This is a genomic window from Streptomyces sp. NPDC058751 (genome assembly GCF_042746485.1).
GTDB lineage: Bacteria > Actinomycetota > Actinomycetes > Streptomycetales > Streptomycetaceae > Streptomyces.
Map to the genome: position 1 here is coordinate 50679 of NZ_JBHYPZ010000017.1, position 19926 is coordinate 70604.

Annotated in this window: 17 protein-coding genes; 4 read left to right on the plus strand and 13 right to left on the minus strand. The window is 71.7% G+C overall.

Annotated elements, in window-relative coordinates:
• The first annotated feature begins 271 nt into the window (after window positions 1-271).
• Complete coding sequence (locus tag ACFW6B_RS17600) at window positions 272-1675, plus strand: condensation domain-containing protein (protein ID WP_386596905.1); 1404 nt, start codon at window positions 272-274, stop codon at window positions 1673-1675.
• Window positions 1676-1691: 16 nt separating this feature from the next.
• Here the strand turns inward: ACFW6B_RS17600 and ACFW6B_RS17605 are convergent, their stop codons facing one another.
• The 6 genes from ACFW6B_RS17605 to ACFW6B_RS17630 all read right to left on the minus strand — a co-directional run bounded on the left by ACFW6B_RS17605 (window position 1692) and on the right by ACFW6B_RS17630 (window position 6665).
• Window positions 1692-2852, minus strand: coding sequence for a serine hydrolase domain-containing protein (locus ACFW6B_RS17605; protein ID WP_386596907.1), 1161 nt, complete (start codon window positions 2850-2852; stop codon window positions 1692-1694).
• A gap of 76 nt (window positions 2853-2928) precedes the next feature.
• Window positions 2929-3375, minus strand: coding sequence for an organic hydroperoxide resistance protein (locus ACFW6B_RS17610; RefSeq protein ID WP_386596909.1), 447 nt, complete (start codon window positions 3373-3375; stop codon window positions 2929-2931).
• A 243-nt stretch (window positions 3376-3618) separates the two neighbouring features.
• Complete coding sequence (locus tag ACFW6B_RS17615; RefSeq protein ID WP_386596911.1) at window positions 3619-4092, minus strand: MarR family winged helix-turn-helix transcriptional regulator; 474 nt, start codon at window positions 4090-4092, stop codon at window positions 3619-3621.
• A complete protein-coding gene (locus ACFW6B_RS17620) occupies window positions 4089-4856 on the minus strand; it encodes an energy-coupling factor ABC transporter ATP-binding protein (RefSeq protein WP_386596914.1) in 768 nt (255 codons plus the stop codon). Before ACFW6B_RS17620 ends, ACFW6B_RS17615 begins: the two co-directional genes overlap by 4 nt.
• Complete coding sequence (gene cbiQ / locus ACFW6B_RS17625; protein ID WP_386596916.1) at window positions 4856-5617, minus strand: cobalt ECF transporter T component CbiQ; 762 nt, start codon at window positions 5615-5617, stop codon at window positions 4856-4858. The genes ACFW6B_RS17620 and cbiQ overlap by 1 nt, the downstream gene beginning before the upstream one ends.
• Before the next feature lies 1 nt (window position 5618).
• Window positions 5619-6665: an energy-coupling factor ABC transporter permease gene (locus ACFW6B_RS17630; protein ID WP_386596918.1), complete on the minus strand. Its 1047-nt coding sequence runs from the start codon at window positions 6663-6665 to the stop codon at window positions 5619-5621.
• A gap of 311 nt (window positions 6666-6976) precedes the next feature.
• On the opposite strand from ACFW6B_RS17630, the gene ACFW6B_RS17635 reads away from it, so the two are divergent.
• A complete protein-coding gene (locus tag ACFW6B_RS17635) occupies window positions 6977-7336 on the plus strand; it encodes an SsgA family sporulation/cell division regulator (protein WP_386596920.1) in 360 nt (119 codons plus the stop codon).
• A gap of 130 nt (window positions 7337-7466) precedes the next feature.
• Here the strand turns inward: ACFW6B_RS17635 and ACFW6B_RS17640 are convergent, their stop codons facing one another.
• Both ACFW6B_RS17640 and ACFW6B_RS17645 read right to left on the minus strand, forming a co-directional pair.
• On the minus strand, window positions 7467-9683 hold the full coding sequence (locus ACFW6B_RS17640; RefSeq protein WP_386596922.1) for an MMPL family transporter: 2217 nt from the start codon (window positions 9681-9683) through the stop codon (window positions 7467-7469).
• Between the two features lie 169 nt (window positions 9684-9852).
• Window positions 9853-10443, minus strand: coding sequence for a TetR/AcrR family transcriptional regulator (locus ACFW6B_RS17645; RefSeq protein ID WP_386596924.1), 591 nt, complete (start codon window positions 10441-10443; stop codon window positions 9853-9855).
• Window positions 10444-10690: 247 nt separating this feature from the next.
• Between ACFW6B_RS17645 and ACFW6B_RS17650 the strand changes: the two genes are divergently transcribed.
• Window positions 10691-14170 (plus strand): S41 family peptidase, encoded by a 3480-nt coding sequence (locus ACFW6B_RS17650; RefSeq protein WP_386596926.1) that lies wholly within the window; start codon window positions 10691-10693, stop codon window positions 14168-14170.
• Between the two features lie 145 nt (window positions 14171-14315).
• Here ACFW6B_RS17650 and ACFW6B_RS17655 read toward each other — a convergent pair whose 3' ends face one another.
• From ACFW6B_RS17655 to ACFW6B_RS17670, 4 genes are all read right to left on the minus strand, one after another.
• Window positions 14316-14522, minus strand: coding sequence for a hypothetical protein (locus ACFW6B_RS17655; RefSeq protein WP_386596927.1), 207 nt, complete (start codon window positions 14520-14522; stop codon window positions 14316-14318).
• Window positions 14523-14727: 205 nt separating this feature from the next.
• A complete protein-coding gene (locus ACFW6B_RS17660; RefSeq protein WP_386596929.1) occupies window positions 14728-15612 on the minus strand; it encodes an SDR family oxidoreductase in 885 nt (294 codons plus the stop codon).
• Window positions 15609-16673 carry an alpha/beta fold hydrolase gene (locus tag ACFW6B_RS17665; protein ID WP_386596932.1) on the minus strand — a complete coding sequence of 355 codons (1065 nt, stop codon included), beginning with the start codon at window positions 16671-16673 and terminating at the stop codon, window positions 15609-15611. The genes ACFW6B_RS17660 and ACFW6B_RS17665 overlap by 4 nt, the downstream gene beginning before the upstream one ends.
• Complete coding sequence (locus ACFW6B_RS17670) at window positions 16670-18214, minus strand: flavin-containing monooxygenase (RefSeq protein WP_386596934.1); 1545 nt, start codon at window positions 18212-18214, stop codon at window positions 16670-16672. The genes ACFW6B_RS17665 and ACFW6B_RS17670 overlap by 4 nt, the downstream gene beginning before the upstream one ends.
• Window positions 18215-18420: 206 nt before the next feature.
• On the opposite strand from ACFW6B_RS17670, the gene ACFW6B_RS17675 reads away from it, so the two are divergent.
• Window positions 18421-19095: a MerR family transcriptional regulator gene (locus ACFW6B_RS17675; protein WP_386597122.1), complete on the plus strand. Its 675-nt coding sequence runs from the start codon at window positions 18421-18423 to the stop codon at window positions 19093-19095.
• Here the strand turns inward: ACFW6B_RS17675 and ACFW6B_RS17680 are convergent.
• A complete protein-coding gene (locus ACFW6B_RS17680) occupies window positions 19062-19886 on the minus strand; it encodes an exodeoxyribonuclease III (protein ID WP_386596936.1) in 825 nt (274 codons plus the stop codon). The two genes, ACFW6B_RS17675 and ACFW6B_RS17680, sit on opposite strands and share 34 nt — an antisense overlap.
• Window positions 19887-19926: the final 40 nt, after the last annotated feature.

Consider the following 19926-nt stretch of genomic DNA (forward strand, 5'->3'; position numbering starts at 1 on the left):
GTGTGGTTTTGTTTTTTTTTTTTTTTTCTTCGGGGGGGGGGGGGGCCCCCCCTCTCTCTCACACCCGGGGGGGGGGGGGTGCTCCCCACCCCCCCCCCCCCCCGCCTCCGTGCGTTCCTCACCCGCACATCTGCAAACACCGGACGACGGACAGGTCGCTCCACCGTTCGACGTGCCACACCTTCCGCTGGTTTGCAGGCGAAACGGCAGACAACGCCCGCACACGACTCCATGTTGATCAGGCCTGTGTTTTCGACGAGGAGACGCCACTGTGCGAATTTCTGATATTCAGCGCTGCGAGGTCCGGCCTGGACGGCTTGTGGAGTGGGGGTTCAGCCCTGCGACCGTCGCCGCCGCGACGGTGCTGCCGACGGATCCGCGGCCGCCGGCGTACATCCAGGAGTCACACATCAGAACGGCGCGATCGGTGCGCGAGGACGGCTTGTTCGTGCCGACCTGGCTCGGCACGGCCTTCGACCTGCCCGGCCGAGTGGACCTCGACGCGCTGGAACGGGCCCTGCGCGACTGGACACTGCGTCACGAGACGCTGCGCAGCGGGTTCAGGTGGGTGGGCGACGAGATGCACCGGTTCACCCTCGACCAGGACGACGTCACGCTCCACCGCGAAGTGGTGGGCGACTTCACCGACGCGGACCTGCTGGCCGAGCATCTGCAAGACCGTTTCGACGACGCGGCGGACGCTCTCGGCTGGCCCAACCTCATCTACGCGGCGGTCGTCCGCGAGGACTCCACCAGCGTGTACCTGGCATTCGACCACACCAACGTCGACGCCTACTCGCTGCAGCGCATCCCGTACGAGGTGCGGGAGCTGTACACGGCACGTGCCGCGGGGCGGCCCCACGCCTCCGCACCGGTCGCGAGCTATGTGGACTTCTGCGAGCAGGAGCGGGCGAACGCGAACGCCATCGACGACACGCACGCGATCGTCACGCGCTGGCGGGAGTTCATCGGCCGGTGCGACGGAAGGCTTCCCGAGTTCGCCGTCGATCTGGGCCTGCGGCCCGGAGACCCCCTGCCCGTCCAGAAGCTGATGCGTGAGCCGCTCGTGGACGCGGACGCGGCCGCGGCGTTCGAGACGTACTGCCGGCCCTACGGCGGCAGCCTGGTGGGTGTCCTGGCCGCGACCAGCCTCATCGTCCACGAACTCGGCGGGCAACCGGTCTACCGCACGGTCGTGCCGTTCCACACCCGGCTGAAGTCCGTGTGGTCGGACTCCGTGGGCTGGTACGTCGGCGGCGCGCCGATCGAGGTGCCCGCGGCACGGGACTTCGACGCCGCGCTCGCCTCGGTCCGGGCCCAGTTGCAGGCCAACCGGTCGTTGGCGCGCATTCCCCTGGCCCGGGTACTGCGCCTCCTGGGCGAGGACTTCCGCCCCACGTCGCCCGACCTGTACTCGATCGTCTCGTACGTGGACGCCCGTCCCGTTCCCGGTTCGGCCTGCTGGAGCGAGCAGAAGGCCTACGGGCTGCTCCGCGTGTCGTACGGCGATCAGGTGTGCGCCTGGGTCAACCGGCTGCACGAGGGGCTGTGGATCGCGTGCCGCTACCCGGACACGGACATCGCCTCCAAGAACGTGCGCCTTTACACCGAGAAGCTTCGAGAGCTGATCGCCTCGGTCCGTCCCGCGAACTTCCGGGCCGTCGTGGGGCGATGACGCGCGCCGCCCGCGGCTACGCGGTGACGGACGCGCGTACCGCTCGTACCAGGGCCTGGGCCCGCGGGTCCGCCGTCACGCTCTTGCGGAAGCCGTTGGTGACGTAGCCGAACGCGATGCCGGACTCGGGGTCGGCGAAGCCGAGGGCGCCGCCGCGGCCGGGGTGGCCGAAGGAGCCCGGGGAGAGCAGCGGCGAGGCTCCGCCGTGGAGCATGTAGCCGAGGCCGAAGCGGGTGTTGACGACGAGGACCCGGTCGGGCCCCGCGGACTGTTCCGTCCGCGCGGCCGACAGCGTCTCCGGTGTGAACAGCCGGACGCCGTCCACCTCTCCGATCAGCGCGGCGTAGAAGCGGGCGAGGCCGTCGGCGGTGGCGACGCCGTTCGAGGCGGGGAGGACGGCGGCGCGGTAGGCGGGATCGTTCTCGTCGGGCATCGGGGTGATCGCGGCGAAGGCACGGCGGGTGAGGCTGCCGGGGTCGGCGTACGCGTCGGAGACGGCCCGCTTGGGGCGGGTCCTGAGCCCGCCCGGCGCGGCCGGCGCCTCGGTCTGCGCGACCCGGCCCGCCCGGCCGGCCGCCTCCGCCGGAAGCCCGACCCACAGGTCGAGGTCCAGCGGCCGGGCCAGCTCCTCCGCGATCCACCGGCCGATCGTGCGCCCGGTGACGCGCCGGACCAGCTCGCCCGTCAGCCAGCCGTACGTCTGCGCGTGGTACCCGTGCTCGGCCCCGGGCTCCCAGGCGGGCGTCTGGGCGGCCATCGCCGCGGCCGTGAGATCGGGGTCGGCGGCCTCGGCGGGGGTGAGCGGGCGGTCGACGGCGGGGACCCCGGCCCGGTGCGCGAGCAGATGCCGTACGCGCGTGCGCTCCTTGCCGTGCGCCTTGTACTCGGGCCAGTAGGCGGCGACCGGCGCGTCCGGGTCGAGCTGTCCCCGCTGGGCGAGGATCAGGAGTACGGCGGCGGCGACGCCCTTCGTCGCGGAGCGCACGATCTGCGCGGTGTCCCGCTCCCAGGGTTCGGTGCCGTCGACGTCCCGGGTGCCGCCCCACAGGTCGACGACCTTGCGTCCGTCGCGGTACACGGTGACGGCCGCGCCCCGGTCCCCGAGGGTCGCGAAGTTGGCCGCGAACGCCTCCCTGACCGGTTCGAAGCCCTCCGCCACTGTGCCGTTCACGTCCACGTCCGTGCTCCCTGTCGCCTCACACTGCCGATAGTGAGTGGAACACGCGTCCGCGGCCTTCGATTCCTAGGGGGGACTAGCCCAGCAGGATCGTGACCTCGATGTTGCCGCGGGTGGCGTTCGAGTACGGGCAGACCTCGTGCGCCTCGGCCACGAGCCTCGCCGCGACTTCCGCGTCGAGGACGGGGAGCGAGACGCTCAGGGCGACCGCCAGCCCGTAGCCGCGCTGCTTGTTGGGGCCGATCCCGACCTTCGCCGCGACCGTGGAGCCGGAGAGGTCGAGGCCGGCGCGGCGACCGACCATGACGAGCGCGTTGTGGAAGCAGGCGCTGAACCCGGCCGCGAAGAGCTGCTCGGGGTTCGTGCCGTCGCCGTCGCCGCCCAGGGCCGGCGGCATCGCGACCTTCAGTTCGAGCTGCCCGTCCTGGCTGGTCACATAGCCGTCGCGGCCGCCGTGCGCGGTCGCCTCGGCGACATACATGATCTTCGTCGGACGAGTGTCGGCAGCGGTGCCGTCGATCACGGAAGGACCTCCTCCGGGCGGGCAACAGAAGGTGACGCACAGATACATCGTGCACGAGTACATGACGCACAAGTGCATGGTGCACAAGGTACTGGCCGGTACGGATCCGGGGAGACCTCGGGGTGCCCATTGGCGATCATGGAATCCGCCCCCGGCTCCACCCCTGGCGGCGGGAACGGCCCGCGCACCGCCGGGTGACCGGCGCGTCGACGGCCCGGCCGCCGCCGGGCGGACCGGCGGGCGTCAGCGGCCGCGTGCCGCCGCGCCCTCCGCGCGTTCGGCCAGCAGGCGCAGCTCCTCGCGCAGGCGCGTGACGTCGGCCTCGCCCAGACCGGTCGCCGTCAGCAGCGCCCGCGGCACCTCCTCGGCGCGCTCCCTGAGCACCTCGCCTCGCCCGGTGAGCGCGACCCGCACCGAGCGTTCGTCGTGCGCCGAGCGCTCCCGGCGGACGAACCCCGCCGACTCCAGCCGCTTGAGCAGCGGCGACATCGTCCCGTAGTCGAGGCGCAGGGCGGCGCCCAGTTCCTTGACCGTGGTCTCGCCGCGCTCCCACAGGACCAGCAGGACCAGGTACTGCGGGTAGGTGAGGCCGAGCTCCTCCAGCAGCGGGCGGTACGCCGCCGTCACGGCCCGCTGGGCGGCGTACAGCGCGAAGCACAGCTGGTCGTCGAGCAGCAGCGACCCGGCCGGCGGCCCGACGTCCTCTTGTTTCGTCACGCTCCCATTGTCACGGCGCGTGTCACGGAACGCGGGTCGAACCCGAAGGGCAGTTCCAGGCGGTGGGTGCGCATGAGGTCGTCGTCGGAGAGGACGTCGCCGGTCGCGCCGTCGGCGACGATCACCCCGTCGCTGAGGACGAGGGAGCGGGGGCACAGTTCGAGGGCGTAGGGCAGGTCGTGGGTGACCATGAGGACCGTGACGTCCAACGAGCGCAGGATGTCCGCGAGTTCACGGCGGGAGGCGGGGTCGAGGTTGGAGGAGGGCTCGTCGAGGACGAGGATCTCCGGCTCCATCGCCAGCACCGTCGCGACGGCGACCCGGCGCCGCTGCCCGAAGGACAGGTGGTGCGGCGGGCGGTCGGCGAACGCCTCCATGCCCACGCGCTCCAGGGCCGTGCGGACGCGTTCCTCCAGTTCGGCGCCCTTCATGCCCGCGGCGGCCGGCCCGAAGGCCACGTCCTCGCGCACGGTCGGCATGAAGAGCTGGTCGTCCGGGTCCTGGAAGACGATGCCGACCCTGCGCCGGATCTCCGCCATGTGCTGCTTGCCGACCGGGAGTCCGGCGACCGTCACCGTTCCGGCGCCGCCGGTCAGGATGCCGTTGAGGTGCAGGACGAGGGTGGTCTTGCCGGCGCCGTTCGGGCCGAGGAGCGCGACGCGCTCGCCGCGCCCGATCCGGAAGTCCACGCCGAACAGGGCCTGGTGCCCGTCCGGATAGGCGAACGCGAGGCCGGAGACCTCCAGAGAAGTTGCAGCAGACATCACAGCGTCCATCCCAACAGGCATACGACGAGGGCGGCGAGCGGAAGGGCGAGGGCGTACGACCACTGCGCCCGGGACGCGGTCACCTCGTCGATGACGGGCATGGAACCGGCGTACCCCCGGCTCACCATGGCCAGGTGCACGCGTTCCCCGCGTTCGTAGGAGCGGATGAACAGGGCGCCCGCCGTTTTCGCGAGCACTCCCCAGTGCCGCACCCCGCTCGCCTCGAAGCCGCGTGACTCCCGGGCGATCCGCATGCGCCGCATCTCGTCGGTGATGACGTCGCCGTAGCGGATCATGAAGGAGGCGATCTGGACGAGGAGCGGGGGGAGCTTCAGCCGCTGGAGGCCGAGGAGCAGTTCGCGCAGTTCCGTCGTGGAGGCCAGCAGGACGGAGGCGGCGACGCCGAGGGTGCCCTTGGCGAGGACGTTCCAGGCGCCCCACAGGCCGTCGGCGCTCAGGGACAGACCCAGCACGTCCACCCGTTCGCCCTCGGCCACGAAGGGCATCAGCACCGCGAACGCGACGAACGGGACCTCGATCAGGAGCCTTTTCAGCAGGACCCCGGCCGGTACGCGGGCCTGGCGTGCGACCACCGCCAGCAGCACGGCGTACAGCGCGAACGCCCACATCGCCTCGCGCGGGGTGGAGACGACCACGACCACGAAGGCGAGCGTGGCTGCGAGCTTGGTGTGCGGCGGCAGTACGTGCACGGGCGAGTGCCCGTGCACGTACAGCTTATGAGCGTGCCCCGCTCCCACGTCAGGCGGTTCCCGCCACGGAGGCGGTCGAGGTGTCGTCCGTACGGCGCCTGCGGACCGCCCAGAAGACGCCGGTGCCCGCGACGACCGTGACACCGACGCCGATCACCCCGGCGAGACCGCCGGAGAGGCGGGCGTCGGAGACGTCCTTGACGCCGTAGTCGGCGAGCGGCGAGTCCTCGGCCGCGTGCGCCTCGACCTTCGCGTCGATGCCCTTGTCCTTGGCGACCTTCTCCAGGCCGTCGGGGCTCGCGGAGGCGTAGAAGCTGACGAATCCGGCGAGGACGAGGGAGGTGACCAGGCCGGTGATCCACACCTTGCGGTGCGAGGAGGGGGCGGCGGGGGCGTCGGCCTCGGGGGTGTCGACGAGTTCGCCGTTGACCCGCAGCTTGAGCTTCTGCTGGAGGCCGCGGGCGCCGTACACGAGGTCGGGCCGCACCGCGATGACGGCGCCGACGGTGAGCGCGGTGATCGCGGCCTCGCCGATGCCGATGAGGACGTGGACGCCGACCATGGCCGTGGCGACCTTGGTGATCGCGATGTCGGTGGTGCCGCCGACCGCGTAGAGGAGGGTGAAGGCGGCGGCCGCGGCCGGGACGGAGAGCAGCGCGGCGGCGAAGGACGCGGTGGTGACCGAGCGCCGCGTGCGGGGCAGCACCTTCACCAGGCCGCGGAAGACGGCGTACGAGACGACCGTGGTGACGACGGCCATGACGGTGATGTTCACGCCGAGCGCGGTGAGGCCGCCGTCGGCGAAGAGGATGCCCTGCATGAGCAGGACGACGGAGACGCAGAGGACTCCGGTGAAGGGGCCGACGAGGATGGCGGCCAGGGCGCCGCCGAGCAGATGTCCGCTGGTCCCGGCGGCGACCGGGAAGTTCAGCATCTGCACGGCGAAGATGAAGGCGGCGACCAGGCCGGCGAGCGGCGCGGTCCGTTCGTCGAGTTCGCGGCGGGCGCCCCTCAGGCTCACGGCGACGGCGCCTGCGGCGGCCACGCCTGCGACCGCGGAGACCGGGGCATTGATGAATCCGTCAGGTACATGCACTGTCCGATAATAGTGCCTTGTTGCGAACGACTTGCAAGAGCAAGGAAGCGCGAACAATTCGCGACGGACCGGCGCACGGAAGCAGTCCACGGGTGACCGGCGGGCGCGCGGGAGCGGTTCACCGCCCCGGAGGCCCGCCGCGCCCGAGGCGGATGCGGCCGCCGCGCACATGGACCCGCCCTGGCCGGGCAGGCGTTCCCCGGGGAAGGGGTACGGACGGCCGGAGAGCGTTTTCCGGGAGATGTGCGACATTGGAGTGGTGACGGAATTCACATATTCCACATAGGTGACGCAGCGTAAGGAGTCGGTACATGCACGCCGTCGAACAGTACGCACGCGCTCATATCGTGACGGACACCGCCGACTCCGCCGACGACGAACACCGGGCCGTCCCCGTGGCCCTCCGGTACGACCCGGAGACGGACCCTCGCCAGGTGCGCGTCACGCTCCCCGGCCCCCACGAGTGGACCTTCGAGCGCAAACTCCTGGAGCAGGGGCTGCGCGTCCCCGTCGACAGCGGCCAGGTCCGCATATGGCCGTGCGGCCGCGTCCAGGCCGTCCTGGAGTTCCACTCGACGCAAGGGGTGGCGGTCGTACAGCTCGACACGAAGGCGCTCATGCGCTTCCTGCGCCGTACGTACATGGCCGCCGCCACGCCGGTGGCCCACTGAGGCACCGCCGGCCGCCGCGCCGACGGCCCGCCGGGGAGCGGCGCGTACGCGAGGGGCCACGTACGCGAGGGACCTCGCCGACGTGTCGGCGAGGTCCCTCACTGAGAACAGCGGTCCGGGGGGCCGGGTCTCAGACGCCGACCAGCTTCCGGTCGGCGTCCCCGTCGAGCGGCTTGTCGTCGAGGTCGCGCAGGCCCTCGCCCTCGACGTCGACGTTCGGCAGCACGCGGTCCAGCCACTTCGGCAGCCACCAGGCCCGCCCGCCGAGCAGCGCGAGCACCGCCGGGACGATCGCCATGCGGACGACGAACGCGTCGAAGAAGACGGCGATGGCGAGACCGAAACCGATCATCTTGATCATCGACTCGCTGGAGCCGATGAACCCGGAGAACACGGCGATCATGATGACGGCGGCGGCCGTGACGACCCGTGCGCCGTGCTTGAACCCGGTGACGATCGCCTGGCCGGGCTTCTCGCCGTGGACGAAGGCCTCCCGCATGCGCGTCACGAGGAACACCTCGTAGTCCATGGCCAGACCGAAGACCACGCCCACCATGAAGATCGGCATCATCGACATGATCGGGCCGGTCTCCTCGACGCCCATCAGGCCCGACAGCCAGCCCCACTGGAAGACCGCGACGACCGCGCCGAGGGCCGCCGTCACGCTGAGCAGGAAGCCGAGGGCCGCCTTCAGCGGGACGAGGATCGAGCGGAACACCACGATCAGCAGCAGGAAGGCGAGACCGACCACGAGCGCGAGGTACGGGACCAGCGCGTCGTTGAGCTTCTGCGAGAAGTCGATGTTCATGGCCGTGGAGCCGGTGACGAGCACCGTCGCGTCCGTGTCGGCCTTGATGTCGGCACCCGCGCCGCGGATCGCGTGGACCAGGTTCTCGGTCGTGACGGAGGACGGCTTCGAGTCGGCGATCACCGTGATCATCGCGGTGTCCCCGGCCTTGTTGGGAGCCGCCGGGCTCACGCTCACGACGCCGTCGAGGTCCTCGATCTCGTCGTGCACCCTGCTGAACACCGTCTTGGGCGCGTCGCTCGCCTTCGCGTCGGCGACGACCATCAGCGGGCCGTTGAAGCCGGGACCGAAGCCCTCGGAGAGCAGGTCGTAGGCGCGGCGCTGGGTGGTGGACACCGGCTGGGAGCCGTCGTCGGGCAGGCCGAGCTGGAGCGAGGCGGCCGGGACCGCGGCCGCGCCGAGGCCGATCACGCCGAGCAGCAGCACCGCGAGCGGGCGGCGGACGACGAAGCTCGCCCAGCGCGTGCCCATGTTGGGCCTGCCCGCCTTCTTCGCGGCACGCCCGCCGCCGAGCAGCTTGCTCTTCTGGCCGGCCGGCTGGACCCTGCGGCCCGCGTAGCCGAGCAGCGCGGGGACCAGCGTCAGGGCGATGAGGACGGCGATGGCGACCGTGCCCGCCGCGGCGACACCCATCTTCGTGAGCATCGGGATGTTGACGACCGACAGTCCGACCAGCGCGATCACGACGGTCAGTCCGGCGAAGACCACGGCCGAGCCCGCCGTGCCGACGGCCCGTCCGGCCGCCTCCTCGCGCTCGCGGCCCTCGGCCAGTTCGGCCCGGTAGCGGGAGACGATGAAGAGGGCGTAGTCGATGCCGACCGCGAGGCCGATCATCATCGCGAGGGTGGAGGTGGTGGAGCCGAGGTCGAGCGCGCTGGCGAGCGCGGTGATCGTCGAGACGCCGATGCCGACGCCGATCAGCGCGGTCAGCAGCGGCAGTCCGGCCGCGAGCAGGGAACCGAAGGTGATGACGAGGACGACCGCGGCGATCGCGATGCCGATGACCTCGCTGGAACCGGTCTCGGGCGTCGCCTGGAGCGCGTCACCGCCCACCTCGACGGTCAGCCCGGAGTGCCGCGCGTCCGCCGCGGCCTCCTTCAGGGCGTCCTTGGAGGCGTCCTTCAGCTCCATGCCGGAGACCTCGTACCGCACCGACGCGTAGGCGACCGTGCCGTCCTTACTGACGGCCCGGGTCTTGAACGGGTCGGTGACGGAGGTGACCTCGGAGCCGGTGCCGAGCACCTCGACGGCCTTTTCGACCGTCGCCTTGTTGTCCTTGTCCGCCATCTTCTCGCCGGCGGGCGCCTTGAAGACGACCCGGGCGGTCGCTCCGTCGGCGCTCATACCGGGGAAGCGGCTCTCCAGCAGGTCGAAGGCCTTCTGCGCCTCGGTGCCGGGCATCGAGAAGGAGGACGATCCCGCGACGGGCGCGGAGGCTGCGCCGACGCCCGCGAGCGTCAGCAGCGCCACCCATATCAGGGCGGCGAAGTGCCGTCGCCGGAAGGCGAGTCGGCCGAGTTTGTAGAGGAACGTGGCCACGGGGGCGTACTCCCGGTCAGGTCGTGGAAGGGCAGGGGCTGGTGTGATCACCCGTGTGGGGGCAGGGGGGATCAGCCCGACGACGTGAGCGGCGCGTCAGGTACGACTGCAGGGACCTGCAAGGGGCTGCAGGTATCCGCAGGGGTGGTACGGAATGGGGTGTGGAACGTCAGGCGCCGAGAGCGGGGAGGACCACGGCGTCTACATACGAATGCAGGAAGGCCTGCGTCGGCGGAAGCTGTTCGATCATGGTGCGGGCGGCGAAGGCGCCGATGAGCATGTGCATCACGTACTCCATCGCCGGGTTGTCCGCACGGATCTCACCTCGGTCGACACCACGCCGGAGCACCCGGCGCAGGTCTTCCATCTCCGGCTCGATCAGCCATTCCCGGAACGCCTTCAGCAGATCCGGATTCCCGTGCGCCGCCATGGCCAGGCCCCGCATCAGCGCGGACTCCTGCTCCATCTGGCAGTCGTCCTGCCGCAGGGCCAGTGCGTGGAGGTCGCCCCGCAGGCTCCCGGTGTCCGTGTCGGAGAACTTCAGCGGCTTCTGGTGCCGCAGGGCCTTCACGACGAGCTCGGCCTTGCCGCCCCACTGGCGGTAGAGGGTGGCCTTGCTGGAACGGGTGCGGGCCGCCACGGCGTCCATGGTCAGGGCGTCGTAGCCGACCTCACGAAGCAGGTCGAGCACGGCCGCGTACAGCTCGGCCTCGCGCTCGGGCGTGATCCGACTGCGGCGCGCCGTCGCGGCTTCAGCCATCCCACTCACCTCTCCCGCTTCGAACGGCACGGATTCGTATGCCTTGAAGATACCCCCTGACCTCATCGAAACGAAACGGTTTCGTACGTGTGCTGGGTCACGCCGGGCGGGCGGGTCCGGCGTGGGGCGCGCACGTCCGTGAACGCGCCCCCATGCACCTTCCGTCTCCCCGCCCGCGCCCCACGTCCCCCACGCGCCCCCGGCGCCACGAGTTGCCGGGGTCACTCCGGCGGAAAAGCATGGATAAGTGAGCGACGAGTACGAGAACGCGACCACGGACGAGAACTCCCCCGGCTATCTGCGTTTCCCGCACCTGAGCGGCGACCGGCTGTGCTTCGTCACCGAGGACGACCTGTGGCTGGCCCCGCTCGACGGCTGCGGACGCGCCTGGCGGCTCACCGTCGACCGCACCAAGGTCGGCCACCCCCGCTTCTCCCCCGACGGCCGGCGGATCGCGTACACGAGCTGGCGGAGCCTCGTCCCGGAGATCCACCTGGCACCGGTGGACGGCGGACCCGGCCGCCGGCTCACCTACTGGGGCAGCGCCGACACCCAGGTGTGCGGCTGGTCCCCCGACGGCGACATCCTCGCCGTCGCCTCGCACGGCCAGCCCTTCTCCTACTTCACCTGGGCCTACTCCGTCCCCACCGACGGCGACCCCGGCCGCAAACTGCCCTGGGGCCCGGTCTCGGACATCGGTGTCGCCGACATCGGGGGCGAGCGGAAGACCCTGCTGCTCACCGGCACCCCACCGCACGAACCGGCCGCCTGGAAGCGCTACCGGGGCGGGGCGATGGGCCGCCTCTGGCTGCACGGCCGGCGACTGGTCGCCGAGCTCGGCGGCCACCTCGCCTGTCCGATGTTCGTCGGCGGACGGATCGCGTTCCTCTCCGACCACGAGGGCGTCGGCAACCTCTACTCGTGCTCGTACGACGGCTCCGACCTGCGCCGTCACACCGACCACGACGACTTCTACGCGCGGCACGCCTCCTCGGACGGCACCCGGGTCGTCTACCAGTGCGCGGGCGACCTGTGGATCGTCGACAGCCTGTCCCGCGAGGCGGTTCCCCGCCGCCTCGACGTCCGGCTGGGCGGTCCGCGCGCGGGACGGCGAACGTACCCGGTGCCGGCCGCCCAGCACGTGGACGGCATCTCCGTGGACGAGACGGGCCGGGCCAGCGCCGTCGTCGTACGCGGCAGCCTGTACTGGCTCACCCACCGCGACGGCCCCGCGCGCACCATCGCGGACACACCGGGCGTACGGGTCCGGCTTCCGGAGATGCTCGGCTCGGGCGGCCAGGTCGCCTACGTCACCGACGCGGAGGGCGAGGACGCCGTCGAGATCGCCTACCTGCCGCGTGCCACCGGCGCCCGCGAGCCGCGCCGACTCGCCTCCGGCCGGCTCGGACGCGTACAGGAGCTGGTGTCGGACCCCCAGGGCGAACGTCTCGCCATCGCCTCGAACGACGGACGGCTGCTCCTGCTCGACGCCACGGAGGAACCCGGGGAGAGCGCCGGTCCCGACTCGCGGACCGAACCCGAGGACGGGGACGGGGACGGGGACGGGAGCGGGGAGGGGGGAGGGGACGGCACAGCGGCCGAGGACGTGACGGGGGCGAAGGCCAAGGACCGGAAGAAGGCGAAGGCGAAGAACCGGAAAAAGGCGGAGGCAAAGGCGGAGGCGGAGGGCGGCACCGGGTCCGGGTCCGGGCCGGGCGAGGTCACCGAGCTCATCCGGTCCATCAACGGGCCGGTGGCCGACCTCGCCTTCTCCCCGGACGGCGCCTGGCTGACCTGGTCGCACCCCGGGATCGGGCGCTCCCTGCGGCAGATCAAGATGGCCCGCATAAAGGACCGGCTGATCGTCGACGTCACCAACGGCCGCTTCGAGGACGAGAACCCGGTGTTCACGCGGGACGGCCGCTACCTCGCCTTCCTCTCCTGGCGCGGCTTCGACCCCGTGTACGACGTGCACACCGGCGACCTGTCCTTCCCCCTCGGCTGCCGCCCCTACCTCGTCCCCCTGTCCTCCGCCACCCCTTCCCCGTTCGCGCTGAACCCCGACGGGCGGCCGGTCGCCGGAGGCCTCGACCCCCTCGACGAGGAGTCCGGCGACGGCACCGCGACGACCGTCGAACTCGAAGGGCTGGAGAGCCGGGTGACGCCCTTCCCGGTCACCGCCTCCAAGTACTCGGCGCTGCGCCCGGTCGCGGGCGGCGGGCTGGTCTGGCTGCGCTGGCCCATCTCCGGCGCGCTGGGCGAGACGTTCGCCAACCCGGACGACACGACCGGCCGTCCGACCCTGGAGTTCTTCAGCATCACCAAGGCGAAGAAGTCCGAACTCGTCGACCACCTCGACTGGTTCGCCCTGAGCGGCGACGGGTCCCGGCTGGTCGTCGTCGACGAGGGGGACCTGCGCGCCGTCCCGTCCACCGAGTCCGGCGACAGCGACTCCACCGTCTGGATCGACCTGCGCCGCATCCTGCACGAGGTGGACCCGTGCGCCGAGTGGCGTCAGGCGTACGCGGAGGCCGGCCGCGTCATCCGCGCCTACTACTGGGACCCGGACATGTGCGGCATCGACTGGGACGCGGTCCTGGAGCAGTACCGCCCCCTGGTCGAACGGGTCTCCTCGCCGGACGAGTTCGCGGACCTGCTGCGCGAGGTGCTCGGCGAACTGGGCACCTCGCACGCCTACGTGAGCCCGGCGCGCCGCAACGAGGGCCCGCCCCACTACCAGCGCTGGCAGGGCCTGCTGGGCGCCAACTTCGTCTGCCGCGACGGGAGGTGGATGCTCAAGCGCATCCTGCCCGGCGACTCGTCCGACTCCAAGGCGCGTTCACCGCTGGCCGGCGCCGGCATCCGCGAGGGCGCGGTCCTCACCCATGTCGACGGACGCCCCGTGGACCCGGTCACCGGCCCGTACCCACTGCTCGCGGGCGCGGGCGGTACGACGGTGGAGCTGACCTTCACCCCGGCGGAGGGCGAGGGCCGCTCCCGCCGGGTGGCCGTGGTCCCGCTGATCGACGAACGCCCCCTGCGCTACCAGGACTGGGTGGCCAAACGCCGGCAGGTGGTGCGGGAGTTGAGCGGCGGGCACTGCGGCTATCTGCACATCCCGGACATGGGCGGCTCGGGCTGGGCCCAGTTCAACCGCGACCTGCGGATGGAGGTCTCCCGCCCGGCCCTCATCGTCGACGTGCGGGGCAACGCGGGCGGCCACATCAGCGAACTCGTGGTCGAGAAGCTGACGCGCACGATCCTCGGCTGGGACCTCACCCGTGACGCCCAGCCGGTGTCGTACGCCTCCAACGCCCCGCGCGGGCCGGTGGTGGCGCTGGCCGACGAGGCGACGTCGTCCGACGGCGACATGATCACCGCGGCCTTCAAACTGCTGAAGCTGGGCCCGGTCGTGGGGCAGCGCACCTGGGGCGGCGTGGTCGGCATGACCGGCCGGCACCGCCTCGGCGACGGCACGGTCATCACGGTTCCCATGAACGCCGCCTGGTTCGACGCCTACGGCTGGTCGGTCGAGAACCACGGCGTCTCACCGGACCTGGAGATCCTGCGCACCCCGCTCGACTGGGCGGAGGGCCGCCACGCCCAGCTCGACGACGCCATCCAGCTCTCGCTGGACCTGCTGCGCACCCACCCGGCGGCCTCTCCGCCGAACCACTCGGACGTGCCCGACAGAAGACGGCCGAAGCTCCCCCCGAGACCCGACTGACCCGACTGACCCGAGCCGGCCGGACCCTGACCGGCCCTGCCGGATCCGGTAGGGCCGGTCAGGGTCCGGCCGGGTCCGGGCACGAGGACGGGGCGCCCTCCGTGAAGAGGGCGCCCCGTTCGTTCAAGCCGGGCAGGCGCGTCGGTCAGGCGTCGTAGTCCTGGTCGAAGCGGTCCTGGGCCTCCCGCTGAGCACGTTCCGTCTCCGGAATCGAGCCGTCACGGCCGGCCGGGGAACGGCGGCTCGCCTCTTCCTGGCGGCCTTCGGGACGACGGCCTTCGGGGCGCGTCTTCTTCTTGCCCTGCTGCTTCATCCGCTCGGCCTTGTCCTTGAACTGGTCCTGCATGCTCATGAGATTCGCTCCTGTGGGAGGTGAGGGATTCGGCCCCGACCCCTTACGAGTGGGGGAGGTCCGGGCCTCGACCAGACTGACACGCAGGAACAGAGCGCGCATTTCGGTCAGTCACGCACCGTGAGACGCGCCGGTCGGACGCGCTCCGGAAGCCCCGGAACCGCTCAGCAACCGCTCCGGAAGCCCCCGGGCGCCCACGTCCGCCTCACGGCGCCGTCGATTTCCGCTCCTGTTCGTCGGCCGCTCCGCCGGCCCCGACAAGACCCGTCCGCACACCGCCGAGACGCGGTTCGAACCGCCGCATCTCGCGCTGCCCGACCGTCCCGATGACACCCGGCAGATACCCCCGGATCCCCTGCATCCCGCGCAGCCACCACTGCGCGTACACATGACTGGAACGGCGCTCGATCCCGGCCACGATCCGGTCGACGGCCGGTCCCAGCGGATACGTCTTGTTGGACGGCCACGGCAGCCGCTGCCTCAACTCCCGCATCACGTCGTCCTGATCGGCCCCCCGCACCATGTCGGTGTCGGTCCAGGACAGGTAACCGACGCCGACGCGCACGCCCTTGTGGCCGACCTCCGCGCGCAGACTGTGCGCGTACGCCTCCACACCGGACTTGGAGGCGCAGTAGGCCGACATCATGGGGGCGGGGGTCATCGCGGCCAGCGACGCGATCTGGAGCAGATAGCCCCGGCTCTCCAGCAGCGTCGGCAGGAACGCCCGCGCCGTGACCGCCGATCCGATCAGGTTCACCTCGATCACCCGCCGCCACGCCGCGGGGTCGGAGTCCACGAAGGGCCCGCCGCTCGCGACACCGGCGTTCGCGACGACGACGTCCACCTTCCCGAACCGCCGCTCGACCTCCCGGGCGACCCGCGCCATCGCCTCGTGGTCGGTGACGTCGGCGTACCAGTGGTCGCTCTCGCCGGGAAGCCGCTCCGAGACCCGCTTCAGCTCCTCGGCCTCCAGCCCGACCAGCGCGACCTTCGCCCCGCGCGCGGAGAGCTTGCGGGCGAGGAGTTCGCCGACACCGCGCGCGGCCCCCGTGACGACGGCGACCTGCCCCTCCAGGCTCACCTTGCTCATGCGCCCTCCTTGATCTCTGCGATCTCTGCGATCTCTGCGGTGCCTGTGGTGCCTGTGGTGCCTGTGATGCTTGGGGTGCCTGTGATGCTTGGGGTGCCTGCGGTCCCCGCGGCCTCGGCGGTCACCGCGGCCGCCGCACCGGACGCTCCGGCCGCGTCCTCCACGGCGTACGTGGTGACGAGTTCCCGGATCCGGGCGGTCACCAGCTCCGGCGCCTCCACCGGAGTCATGTGCCCGAGCCCCGGCAGCTCGTCGCTGCCGACACAGTTCGGCAGCGACGCCACGAGGGAGCGCGCGTGCACGACCGGTGTCATCCGGTCGACGCTGCCCGCGATCACCGCCGTCGGCACCCTCAACTCCCGCACTCCCGCTTCGAGATCGAGCGCGGCGAGCACGGCCGACCAGGCATGGCGCACGGTACGCGGACAGGCGTGCACGATCCGCGCGCACGCGTCCACCATCGCCGGGGACGAACCGGGGCCCATGGTCGCGTACTTGAGGATCCGCCGGGCGACGGGCGTGACGGGTCCGAGCGGCGCGCGCGAGCCGAGCACGGCCCCGGTGAGACGCGTCCGGAGCCGTCCGGCGCGCCAGGGCAGCACGACCGACTCCTCCACCAGCCGCGCGCTCCCCGTGCTGCACAGCAGCACCGCCGCCGCGTGCTCCCGGAACCGCGGCCGCGCCGACGCCGCCATCAGCGTCATGCCGCCCATGGAGTGGCCCGCGAACACGGCCTTCTCGCCCGGCGCGAGGGTGGCCGCGATCACCGCCTCCAGGTCGTCGGCGAGGGCCTCGGTGCTGCACGCGTCACTCGCGGGACTGCGTCCGTGACCGCGCTGGTCGTACGCGACGACCCGGTGGTCGGCGGCGAGGTCCCTGATCTGGGCCGCCCAGAAGGCGGTCGAGCAGGTCCAGCCGTGCGCGAGGACGACGGCGGGCGCGCCCTCGGGGCCGTGCACCTCGACGTGCAGTCGCGCGCCGTCCGCGGAGTGCGCGGTCAGTTCCCGCTCCGGTACGGGAGGCGCGTACGTCCCGTGGCCCTCGTACGTCGGTCGGCTCACGCCCCTGCCTCCACCTTCTTCTCGCGGGTGCTCTTCGTACGCGGTTCGGGCGCCGCTCCCGGCGCGGGTTCCGCCACGCGCAGCACGTCGTACTCCCCCAGGTCGACGCGGCGCGTGGCACCCCGGAACTCGGTCGTCGTGCCGGGCCACACGGTCGTGTTGACGCCGTTGGCGTCCAGGTACCAGCTCGTGCAGCCGCCGGTGTTCCACACCGTGCGCTTCATGCGTTCCTGGACCCGGTCGTTCCAGGCGTCCACGGCGCCGGGGCGGGCGTCGAGCGCCACGCGTCCCCCGAGGACGCCCAGTTGCCGTACGAAGTCCGCCATGTAGTTCAGCTGGGACTCGATCATCAGGATCATCGAGGAGTTGCCGAGCCCGGTGTTCGGTCCGATGATCGTCATCCAGTTGGGGAAGCCGGCCGCGGTGGCGCCGCGCAGCGACTTCATGCCGTCCTTCCACGCCTCGGCCAGCGTCCGGCCGTCCGCCCCGACGACCCGGTCGGCGATCGGCATGTCGGTGACGTGGAAGCCGGTCCCGAACACGATGGCGTCCACCTCGGCCCGGGTGCCGTCGGCGGCGACCAGGGTGGAGCCCTCGATCCCGGCGAGCCCGGAGGCCACCAGGTCCACGTTGGGCCGGGTGAGCGCCGGGTAGTAGGTGTTCGAGAGCAGGATCCGCTTGCAGCCGATCCGGTAGTCGGGCGTCAGCTTCGCGCGCAGCTCGGGGTCCTTGACGGCGCGTGAGATGTTCCGCCTGGCGAGCCGCTCGACCAGGCCGAGTTCGTCGGGCCGCTTGGTGAACGCCTGCACCTGGAGTTCCCGGATGCCCCACAGCAGCCCGCGCCGTGCCCGGGCGGTGAGGGGAAGCTGCCGGTGCAGCCACCGCTCCGGGCCGCTGATGGCCCGGTCGACCCGTGGCATCACCCACGGCGGGGTGCGCTGGAACAGGGTCAGCCGGGCGACGTCCGGCTGGATCTCCGGCACGATCTGGATGGCGGAGGCCCCGGTGCCGATCATGGCCACGCGCTTGCCGCGCAGGTCGTAGTCGTGGTCCCAGCGGGCCGAGTGGAACACCTTGCCGGTGAAGGTGTCGATCCCGGGGATCAAGGGGATCTTGGGGTCGGAGAGCGGACCGGTCGCGGACACGACGACGTCCGCGGTCAGGAACCCCGCGCTCGTCTCGATGCGCCAGTGGAGCCGGTCCGCGTCCCAGGTCATCATCGTGACCTCGGAGTCGAACCGCAGGTGCGGCCGGAGCCCGAAGAGGTCCGTCACGTGCTCCAGGTAGGCGCGGATGTGCTCCTGCCCGGAGAAGGTGCGCGGCCACGCGGGGTTGGGCGCGAACGAGAACGAGTACAGGTGCGAGGGGACGTCGCAGGCGCACCCGGGGTAGCTGTTGTCGCGCCAGGTGCCGCCGACGGCGCCGGCCCGCTCCAGGACCACAAAGTCGGTGATCCCTTCGCGTCGCAGCCGTACGGCGGCGCCCAGTCCGCCGAACCCGGACCCGATCACCGCCACCCGTACATGCTCGTGCTCGGTCATCCCGACGCCTCCCCGGCCCGTACGATCCCGCCAGTGAACACTGGCACAATCGGGAGGGTAGAGCAGCTTCGTACTCAGGGGTAGGGGTCGCGACCGGGAAAGTTACCCGGGGTACGACGTAGGGTGCGGACGTGGCCGAGGGATCAGGAAAGCGCGGCGCGGAGACGCGAGCGGGGGGCGCGGAGCCCGGCCGCCGCGAGTACCGCATGGAGGAACTGGCCGAGGAGGCCGGCATCACCGTGCGCACGCTGCGCTTCTACCGGGAGCGCAAGCTCATACCGCCGCCCCGGCGCGAGGGCCGCATCGCCTGGTACGACGACACCCACCTGGCCCGTCTGCGCACCATCTCGGCGCTGCTGGAACGCGGCCACACCCTGAACGGCATCGCGGAACTGGCCGAGGCCTTCGACCACGGCCGTGACGTCGGCGAACTCCTCGGCCTCGGCGAGCCCAGCGAGGAGATCCCGGTCCGCCTCTCCCCCGAGGAACTGGCCGACGTCTTCGCGGGCCAGGCCACCGGGGAGAACCTCGCCGCGGCGCTCGACCTCGGCTATCTCGGCACGGACGGCGGCGAGATCGTGCACATCAGCCGCCGCCTGCTCGACGTCTCGGCCGCCCTGGTCCGCGAGGGCATACCGCTCGCGGACGTCCTGACGGCGGCCCGCCGCGTGCGCGAGCACACCGAGGCACTGGCCGAACTCTTCACCACCCTGGTCCTCGCCGAGGACCGCACCCCCGACGACCTCCAACGCCTGCGCCCCCTGGCCAAGAGCGTGGTGGACGCGGAACTCTCCCTGTCCCTGGACCGACGACTACGGGACCGCCAGGAGCCCCGGGCCACCCGTCCTCAGGGAGTCGACGAGGCCGCTCCGAGGTCGTAGGCCACCGTGACCGGCGCGTGGTCGGACCAGCGCTCCCCGTGCGTCGCCGCACGCTCCACGACCGCCTTGACCGCCTTGCCCGCGAGCCCGGGCGTGGTGACCTGAAGGTCGATCCTCCATCCCGAATCGTTGTCGAAAGCCCGCCCCCGGTACGACCACCAGGTGTACGGGCCCTCGGTGTCCGGGTGCAGGGCTCGCACGACGTCGACGTATCCGCCGTCCTGCGGGTCGAGGACCCGGCCCAGCCACTCCCGTTCCTCGGGCAGGAAGCCGGAGCTCTTCCGGTTGGCGCGCCAGTTCTTGAGGTCGGCCTCCTGGTGGGCGATGTTCCAGTCGCCGCAGACGACGACCTCGCGCCCGTCGGCGGCGGCCCGCTGCCTCAGGTCCTTCAGGTGGGTGAGGAACTCGCCCATGAACCGGACCTTCTCCTCCTGCCGCTCCGTCCCGACCTCGCCCGAGGGCAGATAGAGGCTCGCGACGGTGACACCGGGCAGGTCCGCCTCGACGTACCGCCCGGTGGAGTCGAACTCCTCGGACCCGAAGCCGATCCGGACGCGGTCGGGCTCACGCCGTGTGTAGAGGGACACACCCGCGCGGCCCTTGGCGGCGGCGGGGGCGTGCACGACGTGCCAGCCCTCGGGCGCGCGCACCTCCTCGGGAAGCTGCCCGGGCTCCGCCCGCACCTCCTGGAGGCACAGCACGTCCGCCGAGGTCCCCGCGAGCCACTCCACGAAACCCTTCTTCGCGGCGGCCCGGAGCCCGTTCACATTCACAGAGGTCACAGTCAGCACCCGGGCACGATACTTAATCCATGCGGCCGTCCAGAACTCG

Coding starts and splice junctions, on each gene's coding strand:
- ACFW6B_RS17645 (WP_386596924.1), bottom strand. CDS start 10,443: ATGGCTGAAGCCGCGACGGCGCGCCGCAGTCGGATCACGCCCGAGCGC.
- ACFW6B_RS17675 (WP_386597122.1), top strand. CDS start 18,421: ATGGAGGAACTGGCCGAGGAGGCCGGCATCACCGTGCGCACGCTGCGC.
- ACFW6B_RS17635 (WP_386596920.1), top strand. CDS start 6,977: ATGCACGCCGTCGAACAGTACGCACGCGCTCATATCGTGACGGACACC.
- ACFW6B_RS17655 (WP_386596927.1), bottom strand. CDS start 14,522: ATGAGCATGCAGGACCAGTTCAAGGACAAGGCCGAGCGGATGAAGCAG.
- ACFW6B_RS17670 (WP_386596934.1), bottom strand. CDS start 18,214: ATGACCGAGCACGAGCATGTACGGGTGGCGGTGATCGGGTCCGGGTTC.
- ACFW6B_RS17660 (WP_386596929.1), bottom strand. CDS start 15,612: ATGAGCAAGGTGAGCCTGGAGGGGCAGGTCGCCGTCGTCACGGGGGCC.
- ACFW6B_RS17620 (WP_386596914.1), bottom strand. CDS start 4,856: ATGTCTGCTGCAACTTCTCTGGAGGTCTCCGGCCTCGCGTTCGCCTAT.